Annotated in this window: 22 protein-coding genes; 2 read left to right on the top strand and 20 right to left on the bottom strand. The window is 73.5% G+C overall.

Annotated elements, in window-relative coordinates:
* Positions 1–107: 107 nt before the first annotated feature.
* From ftsY to rsmD, 15 genes are all read right to left on the bottom strand, one after another.
* Positions 108–1,262, bottom strand: a complete 1,155-nt coding sequence (gene ftsY, locus BM339_RS00745) for a signal recognition particle-docking protein FtsY (protein WP_024935311.1) — start codon at positions 1,260–1,262, stop codon at positions 108–110.
* A gap of 76 nt (positions 1,263–1,338) precedes the next feature.
* Positions 1,339–2,007 (bottom strand): DivIVA domain-containing protein, encoded by a 669-nt coding sequence (locus BM339_RS48350; RefSeq protein ID WP_021599798.1) that lies wholly within the window; start codon positions 2,005–2,007, stop codon positions 1,339–1,341.
* Positions 2,008–2,012: 5 nt separating this feature from the next.
* A complete protein-coding gene (locus BM339_RS00735; RefSeq protein ID WP_021599797.1) occupies positions 2,013–3,167 on the bottom strand; it encodes a globin domain-containing protein in 1,155 nt (384 codons plus the stop codon).
* A gap of 5 nt (positions 3,168–3,172) precedes the next feature.
* Positions 3,173–3,586, bottom strand: coding sequence for a globin domain-containing protein (locus BM339_RS00730; RefSeq protein ID WP_024935312.1), 414 nt, complete (start codon positions 3,584–3,586; stop codon positions 3,173–3,175).
* A gap of 310 nt (positions 3,587–3,896) precedes the next feature.
* Positions 3,897–7,553, bottom strand: coding sequence for a chromosome segregation protein SMC (gene smc, locus BM339_RS00725; RefSeq protein WP_075019628.1), 3,657 nt, complete (start codon positions 7,551–7,553; stop codon positions 3,897–3,899).
* 553 nt (positions 7,554–8,106) lie between these two features.
* Complete coding sequence (locus BM339_RS00720; RefSeq protein WP_021598747.1) at positions 8,107–8,304, bottom strand: hypothetical protein; 198 nt, start codon at positions 8,302–8,304, stop codon at positions 8,107–8,109.
* 178 nt (positions 8,305–8,482) lie between these two features.
* A complete protein-coding gene (locus BM339_RS00715) occupies positions 8,483–8,788 on the bottom strand; it encodes an acylphosphatase (RefSeq protein WP_021598748.1) in 306 nt (101 codons plus the stop codon).
* Between the two features lie 51 nt (positions 8,789–8,839).
* Entirely contained in the window at positions 8,840–9,718 is an 879-nt protein-coding gene (mutM, locus tag BM339_RS00710) for a bifunctional DNA-formamidopyrimidine glycosylase/DNA-(apurinic or apyrimidinic site) lyase (protein ID WP_021598749.1), read from the bottom strand.
* Positions 9,711–10,490: a ribonuclease III gene (gene rnc, locus BM339_RS00705; protein ID WP_075019627.1), complete on the bottom strand. Its 780-nt coding sequence runs from the start codon at positions 10,488–10,490 to the stop codon at positions 9,711–9,713. The genes mutM and rnc overlap by 8 nt, the downstream gene beginning before the upstream one ends.
* Positions 10,487–10,669, bottom strand: a complete 183-nt coding sequence (locus BM339_RS00700; RefSeq protein ID WP_143118258.1) for a hypothetical protein — start codon at positions 10,667–10,669, stop codon at positions 10,487–10,489. Before BM339_RS00700 ends, rnc begins: the two co-directional genes overlap by 4 nt.
* Positions 10,670–10,774: 105 nt before the next feature.
* Positions 10,775–10,954, bottom strand: coding sequence for a 50S ribosomal protein L32 (gene rpmF / locus BM339_RS00695; RefSeq protein WP_021598752.1), 180 nt, complete (start codon positions 10,952–10,954; stop codon positions 10,775–10,777).
* Between the two features lies 1 nt (position 10,955).
* A complete protein-coding gene (locus BM339_RS00690; protein WP_024935315.1) occupies positions 10,956–11,603 on the bottom strand; it encodes a YceD family protein in 648 nt (215 codons plus the stop codon).
* Between the two features lie 106 nt (positions 11,604–11,709).
* Positions 11,710–12,192: a pantetheine-phosphate adenylyltransferase gene (gene coaD / locus BM339_RS00685; protein WP_021598754.1), complete on the bottom strand. Its 483-nt coding sequence runs from the start codon at positions 12,190–12,192 to the stop codon at positions 11,710–11,712.
* A gap of 116 nt (positions 12,193–12,308) precedes the next feature.
* Positions 12,309–13,748, bottom strand: coding sequence for a penicillin-binding transpeptidase domain-containing protein (locus BM339_RS00680; protein ID WP_075020103.1), 1,440 nt, complete (start codon positions 13,746–13,748; stop codon positions 12,309–12,311).
* A 42-nt stretch (positions 13,749–13,790) separates the two neighbouring features.
* The gene (gene rsmD / locus BM339_RS00675) at positions 13,791–14,357 is read right to left on the bottom strand and encodes a 16S rRNA (guanine(966)-N(2))-methyltransferase RsmD (RefSeq protein ID WP_075019626.1); all 567 of its coding nucleotides are present in this window, start codon (positions 14,355–14,357) and stop codon (positions 13,791–13,793) included.
* A 212-nt stretch (positions 14,358–14,569) separates the two neighbouring features.
* Between rsmD and BM339_RS00670 the strand changes: the two genes are divergently transcribed.
* Positions 14,570–15,529, top strand: coding sequence for a hypothetical protein (locus BM339_RS00670; RefSeq protein WP_075019625.1), 960 nt, complete (start codon positions 14,570–14,572; stop codon positions 15,527–15,529).
* Between the two features lie 51 nt (positions 15,530–15,580).
* Here BM339_RS00670 and BM339_RS52250 read toward each other — a convergent pair whose 3' ends face one another.
* The 4 genes from BM339_RS52250 to BM339_RS00655 all read right to left on the bottom strand — a co-directional run bounded on the left by BM339_RS52250 (position 15,581) and on the right by BM339_RS00655 (position 21,612).
* Positions 15,581–17,335 carry a serine/threonine-protein kinase gene (locus BM339_RS52250; protein ID WP_024935319.1) on the bottom strand — a complete coding sequence of 585 codons (1,755 nt, stop codon included), beginning with the start codon at positions 17,333–17,335 and terminating at the stop codon, positions 15,581–15,583.
* Positions 17,336–17,553: 218 nt separating this feature from the next.
* Positions 17,554–17,724 (bottom strand): hypothetical protein, encoded by a 171-nt coding sequence (locus BM339_RS49515; protein ID WP_177287601.1) that lies wholly within the window; start codon positions 17,722–17,724, stop codon positions 17,554–17,556.
* A 63-nt stretch (positions 17,725–17,787) separates the two neighbouring features.
* Positions 17,788–19,977 carry an ATP-dependent DNA helicase RecG gene (gene recG / locus BM339_RS00660; RefSeq protein ID WP_075019624.1) on the bottom strand — a complete coding sequence of 730 codons (2,190 nt, stop codon included), beginning with the start codon at positions 19,975–19,977 and terminating at the stop codon, positions 17,788–17,790.
* A 33-nt stretch (positions 19,978–20,010) separates the two neighbouring features.
* Positions 20,011–21,612 carry a DAK2 domain-containing protein gene (locus BM339_RS00655; RefSeq protein WP_075019623.1) on the bottom strand — a complete coding sequence of 534 codons (1,602 nt, stop codon included), beginning with the start codon at positions 21,610–21,612 and terminating at the stop codon, positions 20,011–20,013.
* A 200-nt stretch (positions 21,613–21,812) separates the two neighbouring features.
* Here BM339_RS00655 and rpmB point away from each other — a divergent pair, with 200 nt between their 5' ends.
* Positions 21,813–22,007, top strand: a complete 195-nt coding sequence (gene rpmB / locus BM339_RS00650; RefSeq protein WP_021600139.1) for a 50S ribosomal protein L28 — start codon at positions 21,813–21,815, stop codon at positions 22,005–22,007.
* 113 nt (positions 22,008–22,120) lie between these two features.
* On the opposite strand, the gene thiD is transcribed toward rpmB, so the two are convergent.
* On the bottom strand, positions 22,121–22,924 hold the full coding sequence (gene thiD, locus BM339_RS00645; protein ID WP_024935321.1) for a bifunctional hydroxymethylpyrimidine kinase/phosphomethylpyrimidine kinase: 804 nt from the start codon (positions 22,922–22,924) through the stop codon (positions 22,121–22,123).
* Between the last annotated feature and the right edge of the window lie 5 nt (positions 22,925–22,929).

Genomic DNA, 22,929 nt, shown 5'->3' with positions numbered 1-22,929 from the left:
TCACCCGAGGGACCCGTACGTTTCCAGGGTGTGAAAACCGCTCCCGGTGTGTTTCACCGGTGTTTCCAAATCCTCACATGCCGTATTTGTGTGACAGGAGGCCGTTATTACTCGCCCAGGATGGCGTCCACGAAGGCCTCGGGCTCGAACGGCGCGAGGTCGTCCGGCCCCTCCCCGAGGCCGACGAGCTTGACCGGGACGCCCAGCTCCCGCTGCACCTGGACGACGATGCCGCCCTTCGCGGTGCCGTCCAGCTTCGTCAGCACGACGCCGGTGACGTTGACGACCTCGGCGAAGACGCGTGCCTGCTGCATGCCGTTCTGGCCGGTCGTCGCGTCCAGGACGAGCAGGACCTCGTCCACCGTGGCCTGCTTCTCCACGACGCGCTTGACCTTGCCGAGCTCGTCCATCAGCCCGGTCTTGGTGTGCAGCCGCCCGGCGGTGTCGATGATCACCGCGTCGACCTTGGTGTCGATGCCCTGCTTGACGGCGTCGAACGCGACGCTGGCGGGGTCGGCGCCCTCGTCCTTGCGGACGACCTGCGCGCCCACCCGCGTCCCCCAGGTCTCCAGCTGGTCGGCGGCGGCGGCGCGGAAGGTGTCGGCGGCGCCCAGCAGGACGGTGTTCCCGTCGCCGACGAGGACGCGGCCGAGCTTGCCGCAGGTGGTCGTCTTGCCGGTGCCGTTCACGCCGACGACCATGAGCACGGCGGGGCGGTCCCCGGGCGCCTCGGTGCGCAGGGAGCGGTCCAGATCGGGGCCGATCTGCTTGACCAGCTCCTGCTTGAGCAGCTCCCGGACCTCCGCCGGGCTGCGCGTGCCGAGGACCTGGACCCGGGTCCGCAGGTCGTCGGTGACCTGCCGGGCCACCGAGGTGCCCATGTCGGCGGTGATCAGCGTGTCCTCGATCTCCTCCCAGGCGTCCTCGTCGAGCGTGTCGCGCGACAGCAGGCCGAGGAGGGTCTTGCCGAAGGTGTTCTGCGACCGGGCGAGCCGCGCGCGCAGCCGGACGAGCCGGCCCGCCCCCGGCGGCGGACGCTCGATCTCGACCGTGGGCCGCGGCGGCGGCACCTCGGTCGGCGGCGCCTTCTCGATCGTGGGGGCGCCGGCCTCCGCCTCGCCGGCGGCGGTGGCCCCGCCGGTCCGGTCCGCGGGCGGCTCGGCGGGCGGGCGCGGGCGGGTCCGCCCCGGCCGCAGGAGCGCGATACCGCCGGCGATCAACGCGACTACCGCCAGCGCGGCGATGACGATCACATATTCCATAGCGCCCCCAGTTTTCCAGAAGATGCTAGTGCCCACCCAGGCGGGCGACCCCTGGAGCTCCCGTGGGCCTGACCGGTCAGTCTGGCATCCGCCCGGGGAGGGATGCCCGCTCGGACGACTCCCACTCGTCGACGTTGCGCAGGAGGGCCTCCAGGTACGAGCGCAGGTGGGTGCGGTAGACGTCGCTGTAGGTGCGCAGGTAGGCGATCTCCCGTTCCATGGCGCGGCGCTCGTCGTCCGGGAGGGACGCCGGACCGGGGGCGGGCGGCGCGGCCTGCTCGGCGTGGCGGACGGCCGCGTCGGCGACGGCGGCGGCCTTGCGGTGGGCGTCCTCCAGGAGCTGCTCGGCACGTCCCTTGGCGTCGGACAGGATCGCCTCCCGGTGCAGGCGCGCCTCGTGGGCCAGCTCGCGGGTGTAGCGCTCGGCGTCCGCCACGTACAGGTCGGCGGTCTGCTGGGCCTGGGACAGGATGCGGACGGCCTGGAAGTGGGCGTCCTCGGGCGCCATCACGCCGCGGGTGCCCTTGGCCGCCTGGGCGCGCAGCCGGTTCACCTCGTCGGCCAGGGCGGCCCTGTCGGTGAAGATCTGGACGAGTTCCCTCTCCACGTACTGCAGGAAGTTGCGGACCTGCTCCTCGTCGTATCCGCGGCGCCCGAGGGCCGCCCTGGCGAACACCACCGAGTGGAGCTCGCCCGGGGTCAGCCGCGAGCCCTCGGAGACGACGGGAAGGTTCGGGGAGTTCAAGGCGCTCACCTCTGTGCGTCTGCGAAGGTTTCCAGGCGGATGCGGTCGCGCGGGACGCCGAGCCGCGTCAGCTGCTCGACGGTGTGCCCGACCATGGCGGACGGGCCGCATACGTAGGCGTCGTGGCCGTCCCAGGGGCCGCGCCTGGCGACCACGTCGGACAGGTTCCCGTGCTCGACGTCGCCGTCCCCGCCCTGGAGCAGCGAGGAGAAGCCGTGCCCGCCGGACTCGTCCGACACGGCCGGGACGACGGTGAGCCAGGGGAACTCACCGCCCAGCTTGGTCAGGTCCTCCAGGTCGTAGAGGCCGTCCCTGGTGCGGGCGCCGAAGAACAGGTGCACGCGCGGCGGCGGGGCCGGACGGTGCGCGATCTGCTCCAGGATCGCCTTGAGCGGCGCCAGGCCGGTGCTGCCCGCGATCAGCAGGACGTCCCGCCCGGACGCCTCGTCCAGCGTGAGGGTGCCGATGGGCGCGCCCATGCGGACCCGGTCGCCGGCGTCGGTCCCGCGGACCAGCACGGGGCTCACCGGCCCGCCGTCCACCAGCCGGACGTGGAAGTCGACGGTCTGGTCGGGCCGCGGGGCGTTCGCCATCGAGTAGTAGCGCCAGTGCCGCAGCCGGGACGGCACCTCCAGGGCCACCGACTGCCCGGGCAGGTACGGCAGCGGCCGGTCGGGCTGGACGCGCAGGACGCTGATGTCGAACCGGCGCCGCTCGACCGCGACGACGTGGCCGTTCCACCAGGCGGGGCTGCTGAGGGCGTTCTCGTCGGCGGCCTCCAGCATCACCTTGGCGACGAGGCTGTAGGCGGCGTTCCAGTCGCCCTCGACCTCGTCGGTCCAGGCCGTCCCGGAGAAGTGCCGCAGGGTGGCGAGGAGGCTGGCCCCCACATGCGGGTAGTGCTCGGCGACGATGCCGAACCTGCGGTGGTCGCGGCCGAGCTGCTGGAGGAACGGGACGAGGGCGGGCAGGTCGTCCACCCGGGACACGATATGGCCGAGGGCGCGCAGCAGCTTGTCGCGCTGGCCGCTCATCCCGATCGGGAACATGTCGCGCAGGTGCGGGTTGCGGACGAAGAGGTCGGAGTAGAAGAACAGCGCCACGGCGTCGCCTTCTCCGGCGACCCGGTCGAAGCTGTCCTTCAGTCGCTGGGTGTCCATGCGGGTCAGGAGACGGGCTCGGCCGCGGCCTCCGACATGACCTTGGCGACGAGTCCGTAGGCGGCCGCCCAGTCGCGTTCGAGGTCTTCGCTCCACGCGGGGCCGCTGAAATAGGCGAGGGTGGCGAGCAGGCTGGCGCCGACGGGCGCGTAGTGGTCGGCGACCACGCCGAAGCCGTGGTGGCGCCGGCCGAGGTCCCGCAGGAACGGGACGAGCGCGTCGGTGTCGTCGACCGACGAGACGATCTGCGACAGCGCCGCGAGCAGCACCTCGTGCTGTTTGGCCATCGCCGCCGGGAACATCGACCTGAGCTGCGGTTCCCGCGCGAAAAGGTCGGCATAGAAATAGTCGGCGACGTCCACGCCGTTAGCGCCCACCAGGGCGAAATTGTCTTTGAGTTTCCCGGTGTCCACGGGCATCACCCCTCCCGCGATCCTCCGTACCGGACGGGGGGAGCCCGGTGGGGGAGCCGGAGAACCGCCGGTGCCTATGGGTAGTGGATGGCCGACGGGCCGCACAAGCCCGCGAGCGTCGCCACGTCATCACGGTCGGTGGCGGCCGGTCCGGATGCTCAGGCGCCACCGGGGCCAATGCGATGTAACCAAACGGTTATTGGAGACCGAAAATACTTGGGAGCTGATCACGATCTCGCCCGAAATACTGAAGATTGGGCGATGTCACGTTCCATCAGAGGTACCGGATATTGCCGTTATGTGAAAAGCGCGGGCGCTAGTCGCGCAGCCGCTGGCTGACCACCTGGGTGACGCCGTCGCCGCGCATGCTGACCCCGTAGAGGGCGTCGGCGCCCTCCATCGTCCGCTTCTGGTGCGTGATGATGATCAGCTGGGACGACTCGCGGAGCTCCTCGAAGACGGTGATGAGCCGCTGGGTGTTGGTGTCGTCCAGGGCCGCCTCGACCTCGTCCAGCACGTAGAACGGGGACGGGCGGGCCTTGAACACGGCGACGAGGAACGCGATGGCGACCAGGGAGCGCTCGCCGCCGGACAGCAGCGACAGCCGCTTGACCTTCTTGCCCGGCGGGCGGGCGGCGACCTCGACGCCGGTGGTGAGCATGTCGCCGGGCTCGGTCAGCGACAGGCTGCCCTCGCCGCCGGGGAACAGCCGGGCGAAGATGCGCTCGAACTCGCGGGCGGTGTCGTCGTAGGCGGCGGCGAACACCTGCTGGACGCGGTCGTCCACCTCCTTGACGAGGCCGAGCAGCTCCCGCTGGGTCTTCTTCAGGTCTTCGAGCTGCGAGGTGAGGAACGCGTGCCGCTCCTCCAGCGCGGCGAACTCCTCCAGGGCGAGCGGGTTGACCTTGCCGAGCTGGTTGAGCTGCCGCTCGGCGGTCTTGGCCCGCTTCTCCTGGACGGCCCGGTCGTACGGGACGGGCCGCGCGTCCTCCCCCTTCTCGGGATCGGGCGGGACGAGCTGGTCGGGCCCGTACTCGGACACGAGCGACTCGACCTCCAGGCCGAACTCGTCCAGGGCCCGCTGCTCGAACTGCTCCAGCCGGAGCCGCTGCTCGGCGCGGGCGACCTCGTTGCCGTGCACGACGTTCACCAGGCGTTCGAGGGTCGCCGACAGCTCGCGCACCTGGGTGCGGACGACCTTCAGCTCGGCCTCCCGCGCGGCCTTGGCCTCCTCGGCGGCCTCCCGGCGGCGGACGGCGGCGGCCAGGGAGTGCTCGATGCTCTCCAGGGCGGTCCGGGCCCCCCGCAGGACGGCCTGGGCGACCCTGGCCTGCTCCTCGCGGCGGGCGCGGCGCCGGGCGGCTCGGGCGCGCTCCTCGCGTTCCCGCCGCGCGCCGCGTTCGAGGGCGTCGGCGCGGCCGGAGATGGCCTGGACGCGCTCCTCGGCGGTGCGCACCGACAGCCGCGCCTCCATCTCGGCGGTGCGGAGCTCCTGGCAGCGGGCGTCCAGCTCGTCGCGGGCGTCGGTGTCGTGCCCGGCCTCGTCGGCGACCTCGGCGGCCTCCTCCGCCTCGGCGAGCCGCAGCGCCAGTTCCTCGGCCGCCTCGGTGTCGCGCTCCAGGGACTCGTTCGCGGCGTCGAGCGACTTGGTCAGCCGCTCGGCCTCGCCCCGGGCGGCGCGGACGCCGGCCTCCAGGCGGGCCGCGCGCTTGGCCTCCTGTGCGGCCTGCGCGTCGAACTCCCGCACGCGTGCGCGGACGCGGTCGAGCTCGGCCTGGGCGTGGTTCACCCCCGCCTGGGCCTCGTTGGCGGCGGCCTCGGCGGCCTCCACGGCCGTCTGGGCGGACTGCTCGCGCTCCACCGACGCGGTGAGGTCGTCCGCGGCGGCGCTCGCGGCGGTCTCCGCGGCGGCCAGGTCCTCGGTCGCCTGGTCGAGCGTGGCCCTCATCTGCAGCAGGCTCTGGCCGCCCCCCGCGGCGCCGCCCTGCGCCCAGTGCGCGCCGACGAGCTCACCGTCCCGCGTGACCGCTCGGAGGGACGCCTCCCGGCGAACGAGCGCGGCGGCGGACGGCACGTCCTCCACCACGACCACGTCGCGCAGGAGATGCTCGACCGCGGGCCGCACGGCGTCCGGGACGCTCACCGCGTCGATCGCGTAGTCGGCTCCCGCGACCCGCCGGGGCGGGGAGGCCGCTCCCCCGCCGACGAGCAGGCCGGCGCGTCCCGCGTCCCGGGAGCGCAGCAGCGCCAGCGCTGCCTCGGCGGTGTCCAGGGACCCCACGGCGATGGCCTCGGCGGCGTTCCCGAGCGCGGCGGCGACGGCCGTCTCGTACCCGGGACGGACGTTCAGCAGCGACGCGACGGTGCCGAGGATCCCGTCGAGCGTCCCGTCCGCGCCCGCCGCGAGGAGGGCCTCGCCGCCGTCCGCGGCACTGGCGAGTGTCAGGTTGAGGGCCTCGATCCGCGCCTGGAGCGCGGTGACCTTCTTCTGGGCGCCCTGGTCGGCGGAACGCGCCGACGCCACGGCCGCCCGCGCCTCCTTCAGGGCGCGCCGCGGGCCGTCCACCGCCGCCCTGGCGGACTCGGCGGCGTCCTTCGCGGTCGCGAGCGCCTCCTGGGCGGCCTCGTGCTCGGCGGCGAGCTCCGGGTCCTCGACGACCTCGGCCTCGAACGCCTCGAACTCGGCCTGCGCGGCCTCGGCGCGCTGCTCGGCCTCCTCCCGGGCGCCGGTGAGCCGCCCGATCTCCGCCCGCCCGGCCTGGGCCTTGCTCCGCAGCGCCTCGACCCGGCCGCGCAGCCGGGCCAGCTCCTCGCGCCGGTCGGCGGCGGCGCGGGCGGCGGACCGCAGGCGGCGCTCCTCGGCCGCGAGGGCCTCCTCGGCCCCCGACCGCTCCTCGACCGCGCGGGCCAGGCCGTCCTGCGCCTCGTCCAGCGCGGCGCGGAGCATCTCCTCCTGCTCGCGGATCTCGGCGGCCTCGCGCTCCATGTCCTCGGGGTCGCGGCCGCGCCGCTCCTCCTCGCGCGCCTCGGCGGCGTTGCGGTGCCGCTCCGCGGCGAGGTCGGCGACGCCCCGCAGCCGCTCCTTGAGCGCCGACAGCCGGAACCACGTGTCCTGGACCTGCGCGAGCCTCGGCGCCTGCTCGGCCTCCTCGGCCTCCAGGACGGCCTCGCGCTCCTGCGCCTCGGTCAGCGCCCGCTCGGTCTCGGCGCGCCGCTCCCGGATCGCCGCCTCGTCGGCGGCCTCCTGCTCCAGCTTCGTCCGCAGCGTGACGAGGTCGTCGGCCAGCAGCCGCAGCCGGGCGTCGCGCAGGTCGGCCTGGATCACCGCGGCCCGCCGCGCGATCTCGGCCTGCCTGCCCAGCGGCTTCAGCTGCCGCCGCAGCTCCCCGGTCAGGTCCTGGACGCGGGTCAGGTTGCCCTGCATCGCGTCCAGCTTGCGGAGCGCCTTCTCCTTGCGCTTGCGGTGCTTGAGGACGCCGGCCGCCTCCTCGATCACCGCGCGCCGCCCCTCGGGCCCGGAGTGCAGGACGCGGTCGAGCTGCCCCTGCCCGATGATCACGTGCATCTCGCGGCCGATGCCGGAGTCCGACAGCAGCTCCTGGATGTCCAGCAGCCGGCAGGAGTCGCCGTTGATCGCGTACTCGCTCGACCCGGACCGGAACATCAGCCGGCTGATGGTGACCTCGGTGTAGTCGATCGGCAGCGCACCGTCGGAGTTGTCGATGGTCAGCACGACCTCGGCGCGCCCGAGCGGCGCCCGGCTGGCGGTGCCGGCGAAGATGACGTCCTCCATCTTGCCGCCGCGCAGCGACTTGGCGCCCTGCTCGCCCATCACCCAGGCCAGGGCGTCGACGACGTTGGACTTGCCGGACCCGTTGGGCCCGACCACGGCGGTGATGCCGGGCTCGAACCTGAGCGTGGTGGAGGACGCGAAGGACTTGAAGCCGCGCAGCGTCAGATTCTTCAGGTACACGCGCTAGCCGTCCCCCTCCTGCGTACCCGGCACCTGGAACATCCGTCGAACGATACCGGCCGCGGCACCCCGGAGCACGGCACACGCACGCCCACCCGCCCGACTCCCGGACACCACCCCCGCAACCCCTCAAATGCCCCAATTCGGTAGATCAACGCAAAACCCTAATAATCGGACAGCCCGAAATCCCACCGAACCTTGACCGTCCCACCGCGATCAGCGGCGCCCGCAATTGCCGACCCCGCGACGACCGCCGATCGCGGTAACCGAGAGTCACCGCCGCCGCGCCGCTCGCCAAGGCCTCGGCGGGTACACGGCTGCCCAAGACATGAGCACGGCCACAAGGGGGCTCCTCCGGGACCTGAACACCGCCGAGGGCCCAGCCGTACCAACAGCGGGGACTGACGGGCGCACGCGGCACCCGGCCCGCCAGAAAGGGCAGACGTCAACGGTGAACGCCCCTAGCCGGGCGTGGACAGGGGTACCGAAGGCAAAAAACAAGGGACGCCATGGGCGGCGTCCCTGGTCAACTTGAGAGAGAAGAAGGCGCCGATCAGGTCAGCGCCGGTTCACGGTCCTTCACCGCGAGCGACATCACATCGTCGTCCGTCGCCGTCGCAAGCGCGTCGTTCTCTGCCTGAAGCCGTACCAGCTCGGCTTCCAGATCACGTACGCGCTGCTGAAGGCGCCGCATCTCCGCGACCATCCGGGGGTCGGGACCGCCGACGTGGCCGAGTAGAGCCTTCGCCATGACTAAGGGTCCTCCACGCTGAGTAACCAGCAGGGATCGCGCACGAGAAACAGCTGAAGTCGGTGCGCGTACCGTCTAGAGTCGCACCGGCCGCTGTCCTGGTCAAGACGCACATCACAGGCCGGTAACAACCTTCCTCTACTAGTTTAGCAGGTACAAACCGGTACTCCCTACCCGCTCACCGTTCGAGGAATCCGGCGGCCTCGCCGCGCGGCCCACTCCAGCGCCCGGTGACGCCGGTGACCTTTCCGGGGCGCCCCGGGAGGCCGGCCGGGGAGTCGCCGTCGAGCAGTTCCAGCAGTCGCCGGCACCTGCCGCGGGGGCCTTCGGCGACGACCTCCACGCGCCCGTCGCGCAGGTTGGTCGCGCTGCCGTCCAGGCCCAGTTCCAGGGCCCGCGCCCTGACCCACCAGCGGAATCCGACGCCCTGGACGCGCCCGCGCACCCACGCCGTCAGCCGCACGATCTCGTCGTCGTCTCCCATGTCGCCCCCCTCGGCCCCAGCCCCTGGCACAGTGCCCCAGTACCGTGCCCGCTAGTACCGTGCCCGCCGGGGGCGCGGCTGGCACACGGGGCAGCTGTAGGACGAGCGGTTCATGAACTCGTCGCGGCGGATCGCCGTGCCGCAGCGGCGGCAGGGCTCGTCCCGCCGCCCGTAGGCGTCCAGGGACCGCTCGAAGTAGCCGCTCTCGCCGTTCACGTTCACGTAGAGGCTGTCGAAGGACGTGCCGCCGACGTCCAGGGCGGCCGCCATGACCTCCTGTGCGGCCTCCAGGACGCGTGCGGCCTCCGCCCGCGTCATCGTCTCGGTGGGGCGCGCCCAGTGCAGCCTGGCCCGCCACAGGGCCTCGTCGGCGTAGATGTTGCCGACGCCGCTGATCAGGGACTGGTCGAGGAGGGCCCGCTTGATGCCGGTCCTGCGGCGGCGCAGGGCGCGGAAGAACGCCTCGGTGTCGAAGGCGTCCTCCAGCGGGTCGGCGGCGATGTGCACGATCGGCTCGGGCACCAGCGCGTTCTCGTCGAAGGCGTCGGGGACGAGGTCGGCGACCATGAGGTGCCCGAACGTCCGCTGGTCGACGAAGCGCAGGTCGTGGCCGCCGTCGCCGAACGCGATCCGCACCCGCAGGTGCTTCTCCCGTTCCCGGTCCGGCTCGCCGACGAGCAGCTGCCCGCTCATCCCGAGGTGGGCGAGGACGGCCTCGCCCTCGCCGTCCAGCGGGATCCACAGGTACTTGCCGCGGCGGCGCGGGGCCAGCAGGGTGCGGCCGGCGAGGCGGCCGGCGAAGTCGGCGGGGCCCGCCTCGTGGCGGCGGACCGACCGGGGGTGCAGCACCTCGGCGGACGCGGCGGTGCGGCCGGTCGTCCAGCGCTCCAGGCCGCGCCGGACGACCTCGACCTCGGGCAGCTCAGGCACCGGCCTGCGCCGCCTGCCCGGCCTGCTGCGCGGCCTGCTCGCCCTGCGCCTGCGCCTCGCGCTGCACGACGATCTCGCGGATCTTGTTCCAGGCGGCCTCGGCGGCGTGCTGCTCGGCCTCCTTCTTGCTGCGGCCCTCGCCCGACCCGTAGGTCTTCCCGCCGACCCGCACGGAGGCGCGGAACGTCTTCTGGTGGTCCGGGCCGCTCTCGGCGACGTGGTACTCGGGGACGCCGAGTTCCTCGACGGCGGTGAGCTCCTGCAGCGAGGTCTTCCAGTCCAGGCCGGCGCCGAGGCCCGCCGACCGGGCGATCAGCGCGTCGAAGAGCCGGTGCACGAGGGCGGACGCCTCGTCCAGGCCGCGGTCCAGGTAGACGGCGCCGATCAGCGCCTCCAGGGTGTCGGCGAGGATCGAGGCCTTGTCGCGGCCCCCGGTGCCCTCCTCGCCGCGGCCGAGCCGGATGTGGGCGCCGACGCCGAGACCGCGGGCGACGCCGGCGAGGGCGCGCATGTTGACCACGGCGGCGCGCAGCTTGGCCAGCTGCCCCTCGGGCAGGTCGGGGTGGCCCCGGAACAGGGTGTCGGTGACGACCAGGCCGAGCACCGAGTCGCCGAGGAACTCCAGGCGCTCGTTGGTGGGCAGGCCGCCGTTCTCGTAGGTGTAGGAACGGTGCGTCAGTGCGCGTTCGAGCAGCTCGTCGTCCACACGGACGCCGAGCGCGGCGGTCAGTTCCGCGCGGTCCGGCGCGGGTTCGCTCTTCTTGGCGCTCACGGGCCCTCCTCGCAGGCCGTGTGTACCGCGCGCTGCGCGGTCGCGTCGATGGCGCGCGGCCGGAAGCCGGCCGGGACGGCGAGGACGCTCGGCGGGAGGGTCCGCGAAGACGAGGTGCGCGCCGGTCGGCTGATCCCGGCGTGCACCACGGCTCCGGGCGCAGTCTCCGCGCCGGTCACCACGCCGACGGCACACGCCGGGGTGGTCGGGGTGCGTGTCCTACCGCACCGTGGGGGGCGGGCCGCGCCGTCCGCGCGGATCCGCCCCCCAGGATGCGAGAAGACTCAGGCCGACGGGGCGATGACCTGCCGCCGGTCGTAGGTGCCGCACGTCGCGCACGCGGTGTGCGGCAGCTTGTGGTCGCGACACGTCGGGCACTCGACCAGGTTCGGCGCGGTGGCCTTCCACTGCGCACGCCGGTGCCGCGTGTTGCTGCGCGACTTCTTCCGCTTCGGGACGGCCACGTCAGCCCTCCTGCTTTCCTTCTCGTCGGTCGGATGAACCACGGGAGCCGAGGCTTCCGTTCCCCCGGTCGGGGGCGGCCGGCGCCATGTCGCCGGCGAGGTCCGCCAGCGCCGCCCACCGGGGGTCGGCGACGTCGTGGTGGTGCCCCGGCTCGGCGTCCGCCAGCCGTGCACCGCAGTCCGGGCACAGGCCCGGGCAGTCGTCCCGGCACAGCGGGGACAGCGGCAGCGCGAGCACCACCGCGTCCCGCAGGACCGGTTCGAGGTCGATGAGGTCGCCCTCGAGGCGGAGCTCGTCGTCGCCGGCGTTCCCGCCCGAGCGGGTGTCGTCGTAGACGAAGAGCTCCTGGAAGTCCGCCTCGAAGGTCGAGGCGATCGGGTCGAGGCAGCGGGAGCACTCCCCCTTGAGGGGGACCGTCGCCGTGCCGGTGACGAGCACCCCCTCCAGGACCGCTTCGAGCCGGAGGTCCAGCTCGACCGCGGCGCCCTCGGGGACGCCCACCATCTCGACGCCGAAATTCTCCGGTGCCGGCACGGACAGGTGCTCCTCCCGCGACGACCCGGGTTGCCTGCCCAGAGCTCGGGTGTCGAGCTTGAGAGGTGCGCTGGGTTCGTGGCGTGTCAGCGGATTCCTGCTTTCGTGTGGCATGGTGAACGGCGGCCGCCTGCGATGGCCGATGTCCCAGGGTACCGAACACCGGCGCGCCGACCCAACTCGCGGGCCGCTCACCAGGGCCGCGCGCCGGAGCGGGCCGTCACCCCGACTGCTGGAGCCGCTCGACCAGCCGGTCGTGGACGCTGTCGGGGACGAGCCCGGAGATGTCCCCGCCGAACTTCACGACCTCCTTCATGAGGCTGGACGACAGGAACGCGTACTCGGGGTTCGTCGCCATGAACAGCGTCTCGACGCCGGCGATCCGGTGGTTCATCTGCGCCATCTGCAGCTCGTACTCGTAGTCGCTGACGGCCCGCAGGCCCCGGACGATCACCGGGATGTCCTGCTCCCTGCAGTAGTCGACGGTCAGCCCGTAGAAGGTGTCCACCCGGATGTTGCCGTACTCGCGGGTGACCTCGGCGATCATGTCGGCGCGCTCGTCGACGGTGAACAGGCTCTTCTTGTTCTTGTTGATCAGCACGGCGACGACCACCTCGTCGTACAGACGGGAGGCGCGGCTGATGATGTCGAGATGCCCGTTGGTGACGGGGTCGAACGATCCCGGACAGACGACACGGCGCACGGCGCGAACCCCTTCGGTCCCGGTTTCTGACCTGCGGCGTGAACGTACCAAATGCCGTTCGGGTCACTGACGGCCGGGCTCGCCGGAGGGCCTCGGCGCGGTCTCGCCGGCCCCGTTCAGCGGTCGAGCGCGTCCACGATCCGGGCCGCGATCGGGCCGGACTCGATGCCGTAGCCGGACGCCTCGGTCATCACCGCCACCGCGTACCTGGGGTCGCTGCGCGGGCCGAACCCGATGAACCAGCGGTCGTTGTAGGCGGCGCCCTCGACGTCGGCGGTCCCGGTCTTGCCTCCGAGGACGGACGTCCCGCGCAGGGACTTGCCGGTGCCCCGCTCGACGACCGCCTTCATCATGTCCCGCAGCTGCTCGGCCTGCTCGGAGGTGAGCGCGCGCGACAGGCGCCGCGGGGAGATCTCGTCGACCGTGGAGCCGTCCGGGGCGCGCAGCCTGTCCACGAGACGGGGCCTCATGACCTCCCCGTCGTTGAGGACCCCGGCGGCGACCATGGCCATCTGAAGCGGCGTGGCGACCGTGCTGCCCTGCCCGATCGAGCCGAGCGCGCTGAGGGAGGGCTGGTCGGTCTCCGGGAAGGCGCTCGGGGCGGTCGTCAGGCCGTCCGCGAACTCGACGCGGTCGCCGAACCCGAACTTGCCCGCCTGCGTGCGGACGGCGCCGTTGCCGGGCTCCTCGGCGCCCATGTAGGCGAACGTGGTGTTGCAGGACTGGGCGTAGGCCTCGATGAGCGGGATGCGGCGGAGGTCGCAGGAGCCGCCGATGTCGCCCGCGTCGTTGTTGATGGCCTGCCCCGCGCCCGGCGGCCGGTAGCTGCGTCCGGCCCGGACATCGGTGTCCTCGTTCCCGCCGGCCTGGAGCGCCGCCGCGGCGACCACGGTCTTGAACGTGGAACCCGGCGGGAACAGCTCGTAGGCGGCCTTGTTGAGCAGCGGCTTGAGCGGCTGGTCACCGAGCCGGTCGAACGCCCGCACGGCCTGCTCCCGGTCGAGCGTCGACACCTCGTTCGGGTCGTAGGAGGGCGTGGACGCCATCACGAGGATCGCGCCGTTGGAGGCGTCGAGGACCACCGCCGCCGCGCGGCGGGCGCCGCTCGCCCGCAGCGCCTGGTAGGCGACGCGCTGCGCGTCGGGGTCGACGGTGGCCTCGACCGTCCCGCCCGGGACGGGCCTGCCGATCAGCTTGTCGATGAAGTTGGACGTGGCGAGCCGGTCGTCCGAGCCGTCCAGGAAGTGGTTCTCGGCGTCCTCCAGCCCCGTCTGGGAGAAGACCGAGAAGTAGCCGGTGATGGGAGCGAAGACGGCGCCGTCCTTGTAACGCCGCTGGTACCGGTCGCGGCCGGTCTTCTCCGACCAGGCGAGCCGTTCGCCGTCCGCGACGATGGGCCCGCGGTCGATCTTGAACCGGTCCTCGAACTGGCGGGCGTTGCGGGAGTCGTCCCGGAGCTCCTGCGCCTCGAACCCCTGCACGTAGGTGATGTTCACCAGGAGCGCGATCGCCATCACCAGCGTGATGATCCACGTACGTCCCAGCGCTCGGTCCATGCCGGGCTTCATGCGCATGGCTCTACCCGAACTCCCCCCGTATCAGCGTCCTTCGGCTCGGCCGTACCAGAAGATCGCCTCGCCGTAGCGGCGGTCGCGCTCGGGGGCGTAGCCGTCCGGCCACGCCAGGGCCGGGCCGCGCGCGGCGCGTTCCACGACGACGAGCGCGTCCGGGGCGGCCCACCCGTTGTCGCGCAGGTCCTCCAGCAGCGCGGTGACGGACGCGTCCGCCAGCGCGTACGGCGGGTCGGCGAAGATCAGGTCGTAGGGCTCGTCCGGCGGCCTGCGGACGAGGCGCTCCACCCTGTCCGCGCACGGGACGGCGCCCGGCAGCCCGAGCGACGCGGCGTTCCGGCGGATCACCTTCATGGCGCGCGGGTGCGACTCGACCAGCAGCGCGTGGGCGGCGCCCCGGGAGAGCGCTTCGAGGCCGACCGCGCCCGAACCGGCGTACAGGTCGGCGACGCGGAGCCCGTCCAGCGGGCCGAGCAGGGCCAGCACCGTGGAGAACAGGCCCTCCCGGGCACGGTCGCTGGTCGGCCTGGTGTCCTTCCCCGCCGGGACCGCCAGCCGCCGTCCGCCCGCACTGCCCGCGATGACCCTGCTCACCCGTCCAGTATCGGGGGCGTCCCGCGATGGTCGCGCAATCCCCCGGCCGGGGAACGCGCGGAATCATGCACAACCGCCACGCCCTTCCGTTGTGAACCTCTACCCAAATGGTCGGGACCCTGTTCACAACGACTACTTGACGTGTAAACGTGCTCGCAGGTTGTGCAACCCAGCCATCAGGAGCAGCAGTGCATCACGGAAAGAGACTGGCGGTGACTGCCGGAGCGACGGTTCTCGGCATCGCCGCCATGAGCGGCGTCTCACATGCTGAGACCTCGCAGCCCCCCGCCAGGCACGCGGCGCATCCGCTCGGGGACCTGGCACTGAAGAAGGCCCCCCAACTGAAGAAGGCGACGCCCAAGAAGGCCGCCCAGAAGAAGGCGACGCCGAAGAAGATCGGCCTGAAGAAAACGGCCGCACCGAAAACCACAAAAACGACGAAGACTCCCATTAAGGCGAAAACCCGAAAAGCGGCAACAAAGAAGGCACAGCCGGGGGTCGGCCTTCACCTCGGCGCCACGCTGAAGTACGACGAGCGCACCAGGACCGCGAGCGCCGGCGTCGACCTCGGCGCGGGCCTCCGGACACCGGAGGGCGGCGCGGGCGTCCGGCTCCAGACCGGCGCGAGCGTCTCGCTGAACGACGCCACGGTGCAGGCGGGCACGCGGCTCGGCGCACGCGCCGCCTCGCCCGCCGGAACGGCGGGGCTGACGCTCGACACCGGCGCCACGGTGTCGGCGGGCCGGCAGCTCCTCAGCGCGCAGACCCGGCTCGGCGCGTCCGTCACGCCGGCCGGCGGCACGCCGCTGTCGGCCCAGCTGTCCGTCGGCGCCTGCGTCGGCGGCGGATGCGAGGCCCCGACCCCGCCGACTCCGCCGACGCCGCCGACCCCGCCCACGCCGCCGACTCCCCCGGTGCCGCCCGGCGGGCCGACGCCGCCCGGTCCGTCGCCGGCGCCGCCGTCGCTCCCGTCGTCGCCGCTGCTGCCGGAGCTCCCGTCCGGCGGCGGCATGGGCCCCGGCGCGACCGCGGCCGGCGAGATCACGCCGCCGAAGGAGCTGCCCTTCACCGGCGCCGGCGCGCTGCCGCTGGTGGCGCTCGGCATCACCGCCATCGCCGCGGGCAGCGCCGCGGTGGCCGCGACCCGCAGGCGGCACGTCCGCGAGTCCTGAGCACCACCTTGAAAGGGGCGTCTCCCACCCGGGGGGCGCCCCTTCGGGTGTTCAGAGCGCCTCGGACTTCGCGACCTTCCACCCGCCGCCCGCCGGCTGGAGCAGCAGCCGGCGCATCTCGATCTTGTCGTTGTCGGTGCAGGTGCTCTCGCAGTCACCGACCAGGACCAGCGCCGTGAGCCCGGTCCCCGCCTCGCCGGAGCGCAGGCCGACCTCCAGTGCCGTCCCCCGCGCGACGGACGGTTCCCGCGACACCGTGTCGATCACCCCGCGCGCGTCCGTCCCCGGCCACGTCGCCCCCGACACGTCGGCCTTCGGCGACCCGGCCTTCAGCGAGTACAGGCTGTCGAGCAGCCACCCGCCCCCCTGCTTGACCATGGTCGCGCGCATCGGGTCCTGGAGCCGGGTCGGGTCGGCGTTCTCGGCGCGCACCGTCCGCTTGACGTACGACAGCACGGTCACCTGGCCGGACCTGGCGGACACGACGGCCGAGTCGACGACCTCCGTGCTGACCGAGCCCTTCTTGGACGCCAGCTCCTCCTTGTAGTCCCGCGTCCCGAGCTGCCGGTCGTAGTCCGCGCCGTAGCGGGGCGTCGACACCCGGTGCGCCGCCGCCACGTTCTCCTCGAACTCGGCGTGGTCGAAGCTGAGCACCGACGTGATCGCCTGCGCGGCCGGCGCGACCGCCTCCGCCGCCGCGGCGGGCGGGGCGACCGACCCGGTGTCGGCCTTCGCGGGATTCTCCCCCGAACCGTCCGACATCAGCAGCCACGCCGTCCCGCCCGCGGCGAGCGCGACGAGCGGCGCCACCACCGCCGCGGCGATCCCGAGCCCCCGGCGCCGCCGCCGCGGCGGGACGGTGTGCGGCTGCGGGGCCTGGTACGTCCCGCCCGAGTCGGTCCCGGCCGGCTGCGCCGGGCGCCCCACGGTCGGCGGCACCCGCGCGTCCCCGGCGAAGTGCGCGCCGGTGCTGAGCGCCCCCTCGTCCTCGGGGACGTCGTGCCCGCCGAGCAGGGTGAGCAGCACCTCCTGCGCCGCCGGCCGCATCGCCGGGTCCTTCGCGAGGCAGGACGCGACGACGCCGCGCAGCGACTCCGGCAGCGGCGACAGGTCCGGCTCGTAGTTCAGGATCCGGTGGAACACCGCGGAGATCGTGTCGTTGCCGAAGGGGTGCCGCCCCGTCGCCGCGAACAGCATCGTCGCCGCCCACGTGAACATGTCCACGCCGCTGCCGAGCTCGGCGTCGGTGACCTGCTCGGGCGCCATGTAGGACGGCGTGCCGACCACGCCGCTGCCCCGCGCCGACGCCGCGCCGATGACCCGCGCGATGCCGAAGTCGATGACGCGCGGGCCGTCCGGCCCCATCAGCACGTTGGACGGCTTGAAGTCGCGGTGCAGGATCCCCGCCCGGTGGATCGCCGCGAGCGCCGTGACCGTCCCGATCGCCAGCCGGTCCAGGTCGGTCCCGATCCGCGGGCCCTGCTCGTTCACCAGCCCGCTGAGCGACGGCCCCGGCACGTACTCGCTCACGACGTACGGGAGGTCGCCGGAGATGTCGGCGTCCACGACCTGCGCCGTGCAGAACCCGGCCACCCGCCCGATCATCCGCATCTCGCGCTCGAACCGCGCCCGCCACTCCGGGCTGCGGCTGAGCTGGTCGCGCAGCAGCTTCACCGCCGCCCGCACGCCGTCCTCCCGGCGCCCCAGGTAGACGACGCTCTGCCCGCCCTCCCCGAGCCTCCCGACCAGTTCGTACCGCCCGAGCCGCGCCGGGTCTCCGGGCACCAGGGGACCGGGGGACGTCATGGGGAGCTCCTCAATCGCGTACCGACCCGCCACGGGGACCTGTACCCGCACAAGCCCCCGATGGCCACCTACCATCCTGTACACGTTAGACGTCCGTGATCAACCATGTGTTCTGAGTTAGCCCAGGGAGGCGACACCCCTGGAACCCCCGGGTCACGGTGGCCGGGGTGGTTCTCGCCGCGCCGTGCCACGCGGCGGCCCGTCCGTCTGTTCGCCGGTCAGGCCGGGGACCAGCGGGCCCGGGTCCGGACCCCGGGGTCGGGGTCGGCGAGTGCCCGGGCGAGGGCGTCGCCGGTGCCACGCGGCGCCTCCCCCGCCCGGGCGGCCCGCGTGAGCACCGTGAGCGCGGCGGCGCGCGGCCGGGCGCTCGGGGCCTCAGTCGGGTTCACGCGTTCATCGTGACCCGTCCCGGACAGAGATGTCAACTTAATAGGTAGAGAATATCGGGAGCCCTAGGCCTTCTCCAGGAAGTCGGCGCGCTCGTCGTCCAGGAGAGAGGCCAGCACGGTGGCGAGGCCGGGGTGGCCGGAGAGGTCCGGATCCGCGTCGACGAGGGCGGTCGCCTCCTCGCGTGCGTCGCGGATGACCTCCTCGTCCCGCTGGAGGGTGAGGAGGCGCAGGCTGGACGCGCGGCCCGCCTGCGCGGCGCCGAGGACGTCGCCCTCGCGGCGCTGCTCCAGGTCGAGGCGGGACAGCCGGAAGCCGTCGGTGGTCGAGGCGACCGCGTCGAGCCGTTCGCGCGCCTTGCCGCCCGGCGCGGCGTCGGTGACCAGCAGGCACAGGCCGTGCAGCGATCCCCGCCCGACGCGGCCGCGGAGCTGGTGGAGCTGGGAGACGCCGAACCGGTCCGCGTCCATGATCACCATGACGGTGGCGTTCGGCACGTCCACGCCCACCTCGATGACCGTGGTGGCGAGCAGGACGTCGACGTCCCCGGCGGTGAAGCGGCGCATCACCGCGTCCTTCTCCTCCGGGTGCAGCTTGCCGTGCAGGACGCCGATGCGCAGCCCGGCGAGGAGCTCCTCCAGCTTCGGCAGCACCTCCATGATCCCGAGCGGGGAGCGGCGCTCGCCCTCCTCCGCCACGACGGCGTCGCCCTCGTCGCCCTCCTGCTCGCCGATGCGCGGGCACACGATGTAGACCTGCCGCCCGTTCGCCGCCTCCTCCTTGATCCGCTCCCAGGTGCGGGCGAGGAAGGCGGGCTTCTCGGGCGGGACGACATGGGTGCGGATCTCCGACCGCCCGGCCGGGAGCTGGCCGAGCACCGACGTCTCCAGGTCGCCGAAGACGGTCATCGCCACGGTCCGCGGGATCGGCGTCGCCGTCATGACCAGGACGTGCGGGCGGCCGCCGCCGGCCTTCTCCCGCAGGGCGTCGCGCTGCTCGACGCCGAAGCGGTGCTGCTCGTCCACGACGACGAGCCCGAGGTCGGCGAACTGGACGGTCTCCTGCAGCAGCGCGTGGGTGCCGACCACGATGCCGGCGGCTCCGGACGCCACGTCCAGCAGCGCCTCCTTGCGCGCCTTCGCGCCCTGCGACCCGGTCAGCAGCGCGACCCGGGTGGCGTGCTCCGCCCCGCCGATCTGCCCCGCCTGCGCCAGGTCGCCGAGCATCCCGGTGATCGAGCGGTGGTGCTGCTGCGCCAGCACCTCGGTGGGCGCGAGCAGCGCGGCCTGCCCTCCCCCGTCCACGACCTGCAGCATCGCCCGCAGCGCGACCACGGTCTTGCCCGCGCCGACGTCGCCCTGGAGCAGGCGGTGCATGGGGTGCTCGCGGGCCAGGTCGGCGGCTATCTCGTCGCCGACCTCGCGCTGGCCCTTGGTGAGCTCGAAGGGGAGGCGCGCGTCGAACTCCGCCTGGATGCCGCCGAAGGACGGGGGCCGCGGCCTGGCCGGGAGCGCCGCGGCGGCGACGCGGCGCTGCGCCAGCGCGATCTGGACGACGAACGCCTCGTCCCACTTCAGGCGCGCCCTGGCGCGGCCCAGCTCGTCCCAGGTGCGCGGCCGGTGGATGCCCTCGTAGGCCTCGCGCAGGCCGATCAGGTCGCGGCGCCGGAGCAGGGCCGCGGGCATCGGGTCGGCGGGCAGGTCCAGCTGGGACAGGACGGTCTCCACCGACGTGCTGATCGCCTCGATGGGCAGCGACTTGGTGGACGGGTAGATCGGGATGATCTCGTCGGCCCACTCCTGCGCGGCCTCCGCGGCGCCCTTCTCGGGGACGACCTTGTACTGCGGGTGCGCGAGCTGCCGCACGGGCCGGCCGCTGCGCGGCGCGTAGGTGCTGATCTTCCCGGCGAACAGGCCGCGCGTGCCGGGCGACAGGTCCTTCTCCGGCCGGTAGGAGCCCTTGCGGCCGAAGAAGCTCAGCTTGAGCTCGCCCGTCCCGTCCGTGACGGTGATCTCCAGGACGTAGCCGGGGTTGCGGGTGAGGGTGCGGCCCTGCACCTTGACGACCTCGGCCATGACGGTAACGTGCTCGCCGTCCTGCAGGCCGCTGAGCTGCGTCAGCTCGCCGCGGTGGGCGTAGCGGCGCGGGTAGTGGTGCAGCAGGTCGCCGACCGTGCGCAGGTCGAGGCCCTTCTCCAGCGCCTTGGCCGTCTTGTCGCCGAGGACCTTGCCCAGCGGCTCGTCGAGATTCGCCACGTGGTCTTTTCTAGCCCATGGGGGCGACGGGAATCACTCGACGCCGATGAGCAGCGGGTACCGCTCCTGGTCGCCGTCGTAGACGCCGACCTCCACGTCGGGGTGCGCGCGGCGCAGGTGATCTTCGAGGGCGGCGGCGAGGCCGGGCGGCGCGTGCCGGCCGGCGATCAGGGTGACCAGCTCGCCGCCGCCCGACAGCATGCGGTCCAGGACGTCCGCGGCCACGGCGGCGACGTCCGCGCCGATCGTCGCGACGTCGCCCTCGATGAGGCCGAGGACGTCCCCCGGCTGGCAGAGCCCGACGCTCGTGACGGCCTCCTCGGCGGCGACCTCCAGGTGGCCGAAGCGGGTGGCGCCGGCGGCGCGCGTCATCTCGATGACGTCCTCGGCGAAGCGGCGGAGCGGGTCGTGCACCGCGAGCGCCGCCATGCCCTGGACGGACGCCTTGGTCGGCACCACGGCGATCCGCGCCCCGCCGTCCCGCGCGCGCTCGGCGGCGGCCTCGGCGAGCGACAGGACCTCCGGCTCGTTCGGCAGGACGGCCACCTCGTCGCCCGCCGCGAGGATCGCCGCCGCCAGCACCGCGAGCGGCGGGACGCCGCCGGACTCGCGCCGCACGACCCGGGCGCCGCACTCCTCGAACAGCGCGGCCAGCCCGTCGGCGGCGGTCACGGCGATCACCGCGCGGCCGGTGTGCGGCGCGTGCGGCTCCCCGGCGCCGGCGTGCAGGCAGGTGACGCGGATCCGGTGCGGGCGCCCCGCCGCCATGCCCGCCTCGATCGCCGCGCCGGCGTCGTCCACGTGGACGTGGACGTTCCACAGCCCGTCGCCGCCGACCACGACGAGCGAGTCGCCGAGGCCGTCGAGGCTCTCCCGCAGCGGGTGGACGGCGTCGTCGGAGGCGTCCAGCAGGTACATGACCTCGTAGCCGGGGCCCGGCGGCTCGGGCCGCTCCTCCGCGGGGGCGGGCGCCGCGGCGGAGCGGGCCGGGACCTCGTACCGCTCGGGGTACTCCTCGGTGACCACGGCGGCGAGGGCGTCGAGCACCACGCAGAACCCGGCCGCGCCCGCGTCGACGACGCCGCTGCGGGCGAGCACCTCCAGCTGGCCGGTGGTCAGGCGCAGCGCCCGCCGGGCGCCCGCCGAGGCCTCCCGCGCGGCCCCGGCCAGCCCGGGGTTCCGCGCGCAGGACGAGGCGGCCTCGGCGAGCACGCTCAGGATCGTCCCCTCGACGGGGCGCTCGACGGCGCCGCGGGCCAGGCCGGAGGCGTGGCCCAGGGCCCGCGCGAGCGCGGCGCCGTCCGGCGGTTCCTCCAGCGGGCCGAGGACGTCCGCGAGCCCCCGGAACACCTGGCTGAGGATCACGCCCGAGTTGCCCCGGGCGCCGAGCAGCGCCCCCTGGGCGAGCGCCCGCCACGTCCGGTGGCCGGCCGCGCCCTCCGGCAGCTCGTCGAGCGCGTCCGCCGCCGCGACGACGGTCAGGTGCAGGTTGGTCCCCGTGTCGCCGTCCGGGACGGGAAACACGTTGAGGGCGTCGATCTCGGCCCGGGTGCGGCCGAGCGCGTCCGCCGCCAGCCTGCACCACCGCCGCACCGCACCGCCGTCGAGGACGGCGCTTCGATCAGAGTGGCCCACAGCGCTCCTTTCCCGCGGCGCAAGCTTCGCACGCCGCACGGGATGCCCGGTCGATTCGCCTAGCCGACGGGCTGTCGGCTACTCTGATTCATGCGCCTCGTCCGAGGCGCTCATCAGTGAGCGCCCATGATGCCCGGTTCGCCCGCGGCGGCACCGGGCGGCGCTCCGGTTCAGAGCATCGACACCACTTGGAGTTTCCCGTGGCTTCCGTCTGCGACGTCTGCGGCAAGGGACCCGGTTTCGGCATGCGCGTCTCCCACTCGCACCGCCGCACCCCGCGCCGCTGGAACCCCAACATCCAGCGCGTGCGCGCCGTCGTGAACGGCACCACCAAGCGGATCAACGCCTGCACCTCCTGCATCAAGGCCGGCAAGATCGTCAAGCCGACGGTCTGATCGCGCCGCCGAGCGGGTAGGGGTCACCCCCGGCACGGTCCACGAGGGGCTTCGGCCGGCTCATCGGAGATGTCCGATGAGCCGGCTTTCTGCGTCCAGGGGCGATCGCGTTCTCAGGACCGGTGGCGCCAGGCGTGGTCGACGGGGCCGATGCCGGCGCCGAGCGGGAAGCCCGCCGCGATCGCGCCCGTCACGTACTCCTTCGCCTTCGCCACCGCGCCCGGGACGTCCTCGCCCAGCGCCAGGTGGGACGCGATGGCGGACGCGAGCGTGCAGCCCGTCCCGTGCGTGTGCCGGTTGTCGTGCCGGGGCGCGGTGAAGCGGTGCTCGCGCTCCCCGTCGAACAGCAGGTCGGTGGGATCGCCCGGCAGGTGGCCGCCCTTGATCAGGACCCAGGCGGGGCCGAGCGCCTTGACGGCCTCGGCGGCCTCGCGCAGCCCGGCCTCGTCCACCACCTTGACGCCGGTGAGCTGCTCGACCTCGTACAGGTTCGGCGTGACGACGGTCGCGGCCGGCAGCAGGGCCGTCCGGACGGCGTCCACGGCGTCCGGGGCGAGCAGCGAGTCGCCGTGCTTGGACACGCCCACCGGGTCGACGACGGCGGGGGCGTCCGACGCGGCCAGCGCCTCGGCGACGGTCTCGACCAGAACGGTGGACGCGAGCATGCCGGTCTTGAGCGCGTGGACGCCGATGTCGGACAGCACCGAGTCGAGCTGGGCGCGGACCGCCTCGGGCGGCAGCTCCCAGTAGCCCTGGACGCCGAGGGAGTTCTGCGCGGTGACGGCGGCGACGACGCTCATCCCGTGCACGCCCTGGGCGAGCATGGTCTTCAGGTCCGCCTGGATGCCGGCGCCGCCGCCGGAGTCGGAGCCCGCGATGGTGAGCACGAGGGGAGGGGCCTTCGGAGCGCGCGTCATGCCGT

It is taken from the genome of Actinomadura madurae, assembly GCF_900115095.1.
GTDB lineage: Bacteria > Actinomycetota > Actinomycetes > Streptosporangiales > Streptosporangiaceae > Spirillospora > Spirillospora madurae.
This window is presented reverse-complemented; position numbering and strand designations above follow the sequence as displayed.

Coding starts and splice junctions, on each gene's coding strand:
- ftsY (WP_024935311.1), bottom strand. CDS start 1,262: ATGGAATATGTGATCGTCATCGCCGCGCTGGCGGTAGTCGCGTTGATC.
- BM339_RS00735 (WP_021599797.1), bottom strand. CDS start 3,167: ATGGACACCCAGCGACTGAAGGACAGCTTCGACCGGGTCGCCGGAGAA.
- BM339_RS00730 (WP_024935312.1), bottom strand. CDS start 3,586: ATGCCCGTGGACACCGGGAAACTCAAAGACAATTTCGCCCTGGTGGGC.
- BM339_RS00720 (WP_021598747.1), bottom strand. CDS start 8,304: ATGGCGAAGGCTCTACTCGGCCACGTCGGCGGTCCCGACCCCCGGATG.
- BM339_RS00715 (WP_021598748.1), bottom strand. CDS start 8,788: ATGGGAGACGACGACGAGATCGTGCGGCTGACGGCGTGGGTGCGCGGG.
- BM339_RS00690 (WP_024935315.1), bottom strand. CDS start 11,603: ATGCCACACGAAAGCAGGAATCCGCTGACACGCCACGAACCCAGCGCA.
- BM339_RS00680 (WP_075020103.1), bottom strand. CDS start 13,748: ATGGACCGAGCGCTGGGACGTACGTGGATCATCACGCTGGTGATGGCG.
- BM339_RS52250 (WP_024935319.1), bottom strand. CDS start 17,335: ATGACGTCCCCCGGTCCCCTGGTGCCCGGAGACCCGGCGCGGCTCGGG.
- thiD (WP_024935321.1), bottom strand. CDS start 22,924: ATGACGCGCGCTCCGAAGGCCCCTCCCCTCGTGCTCACCATCGCGGGC.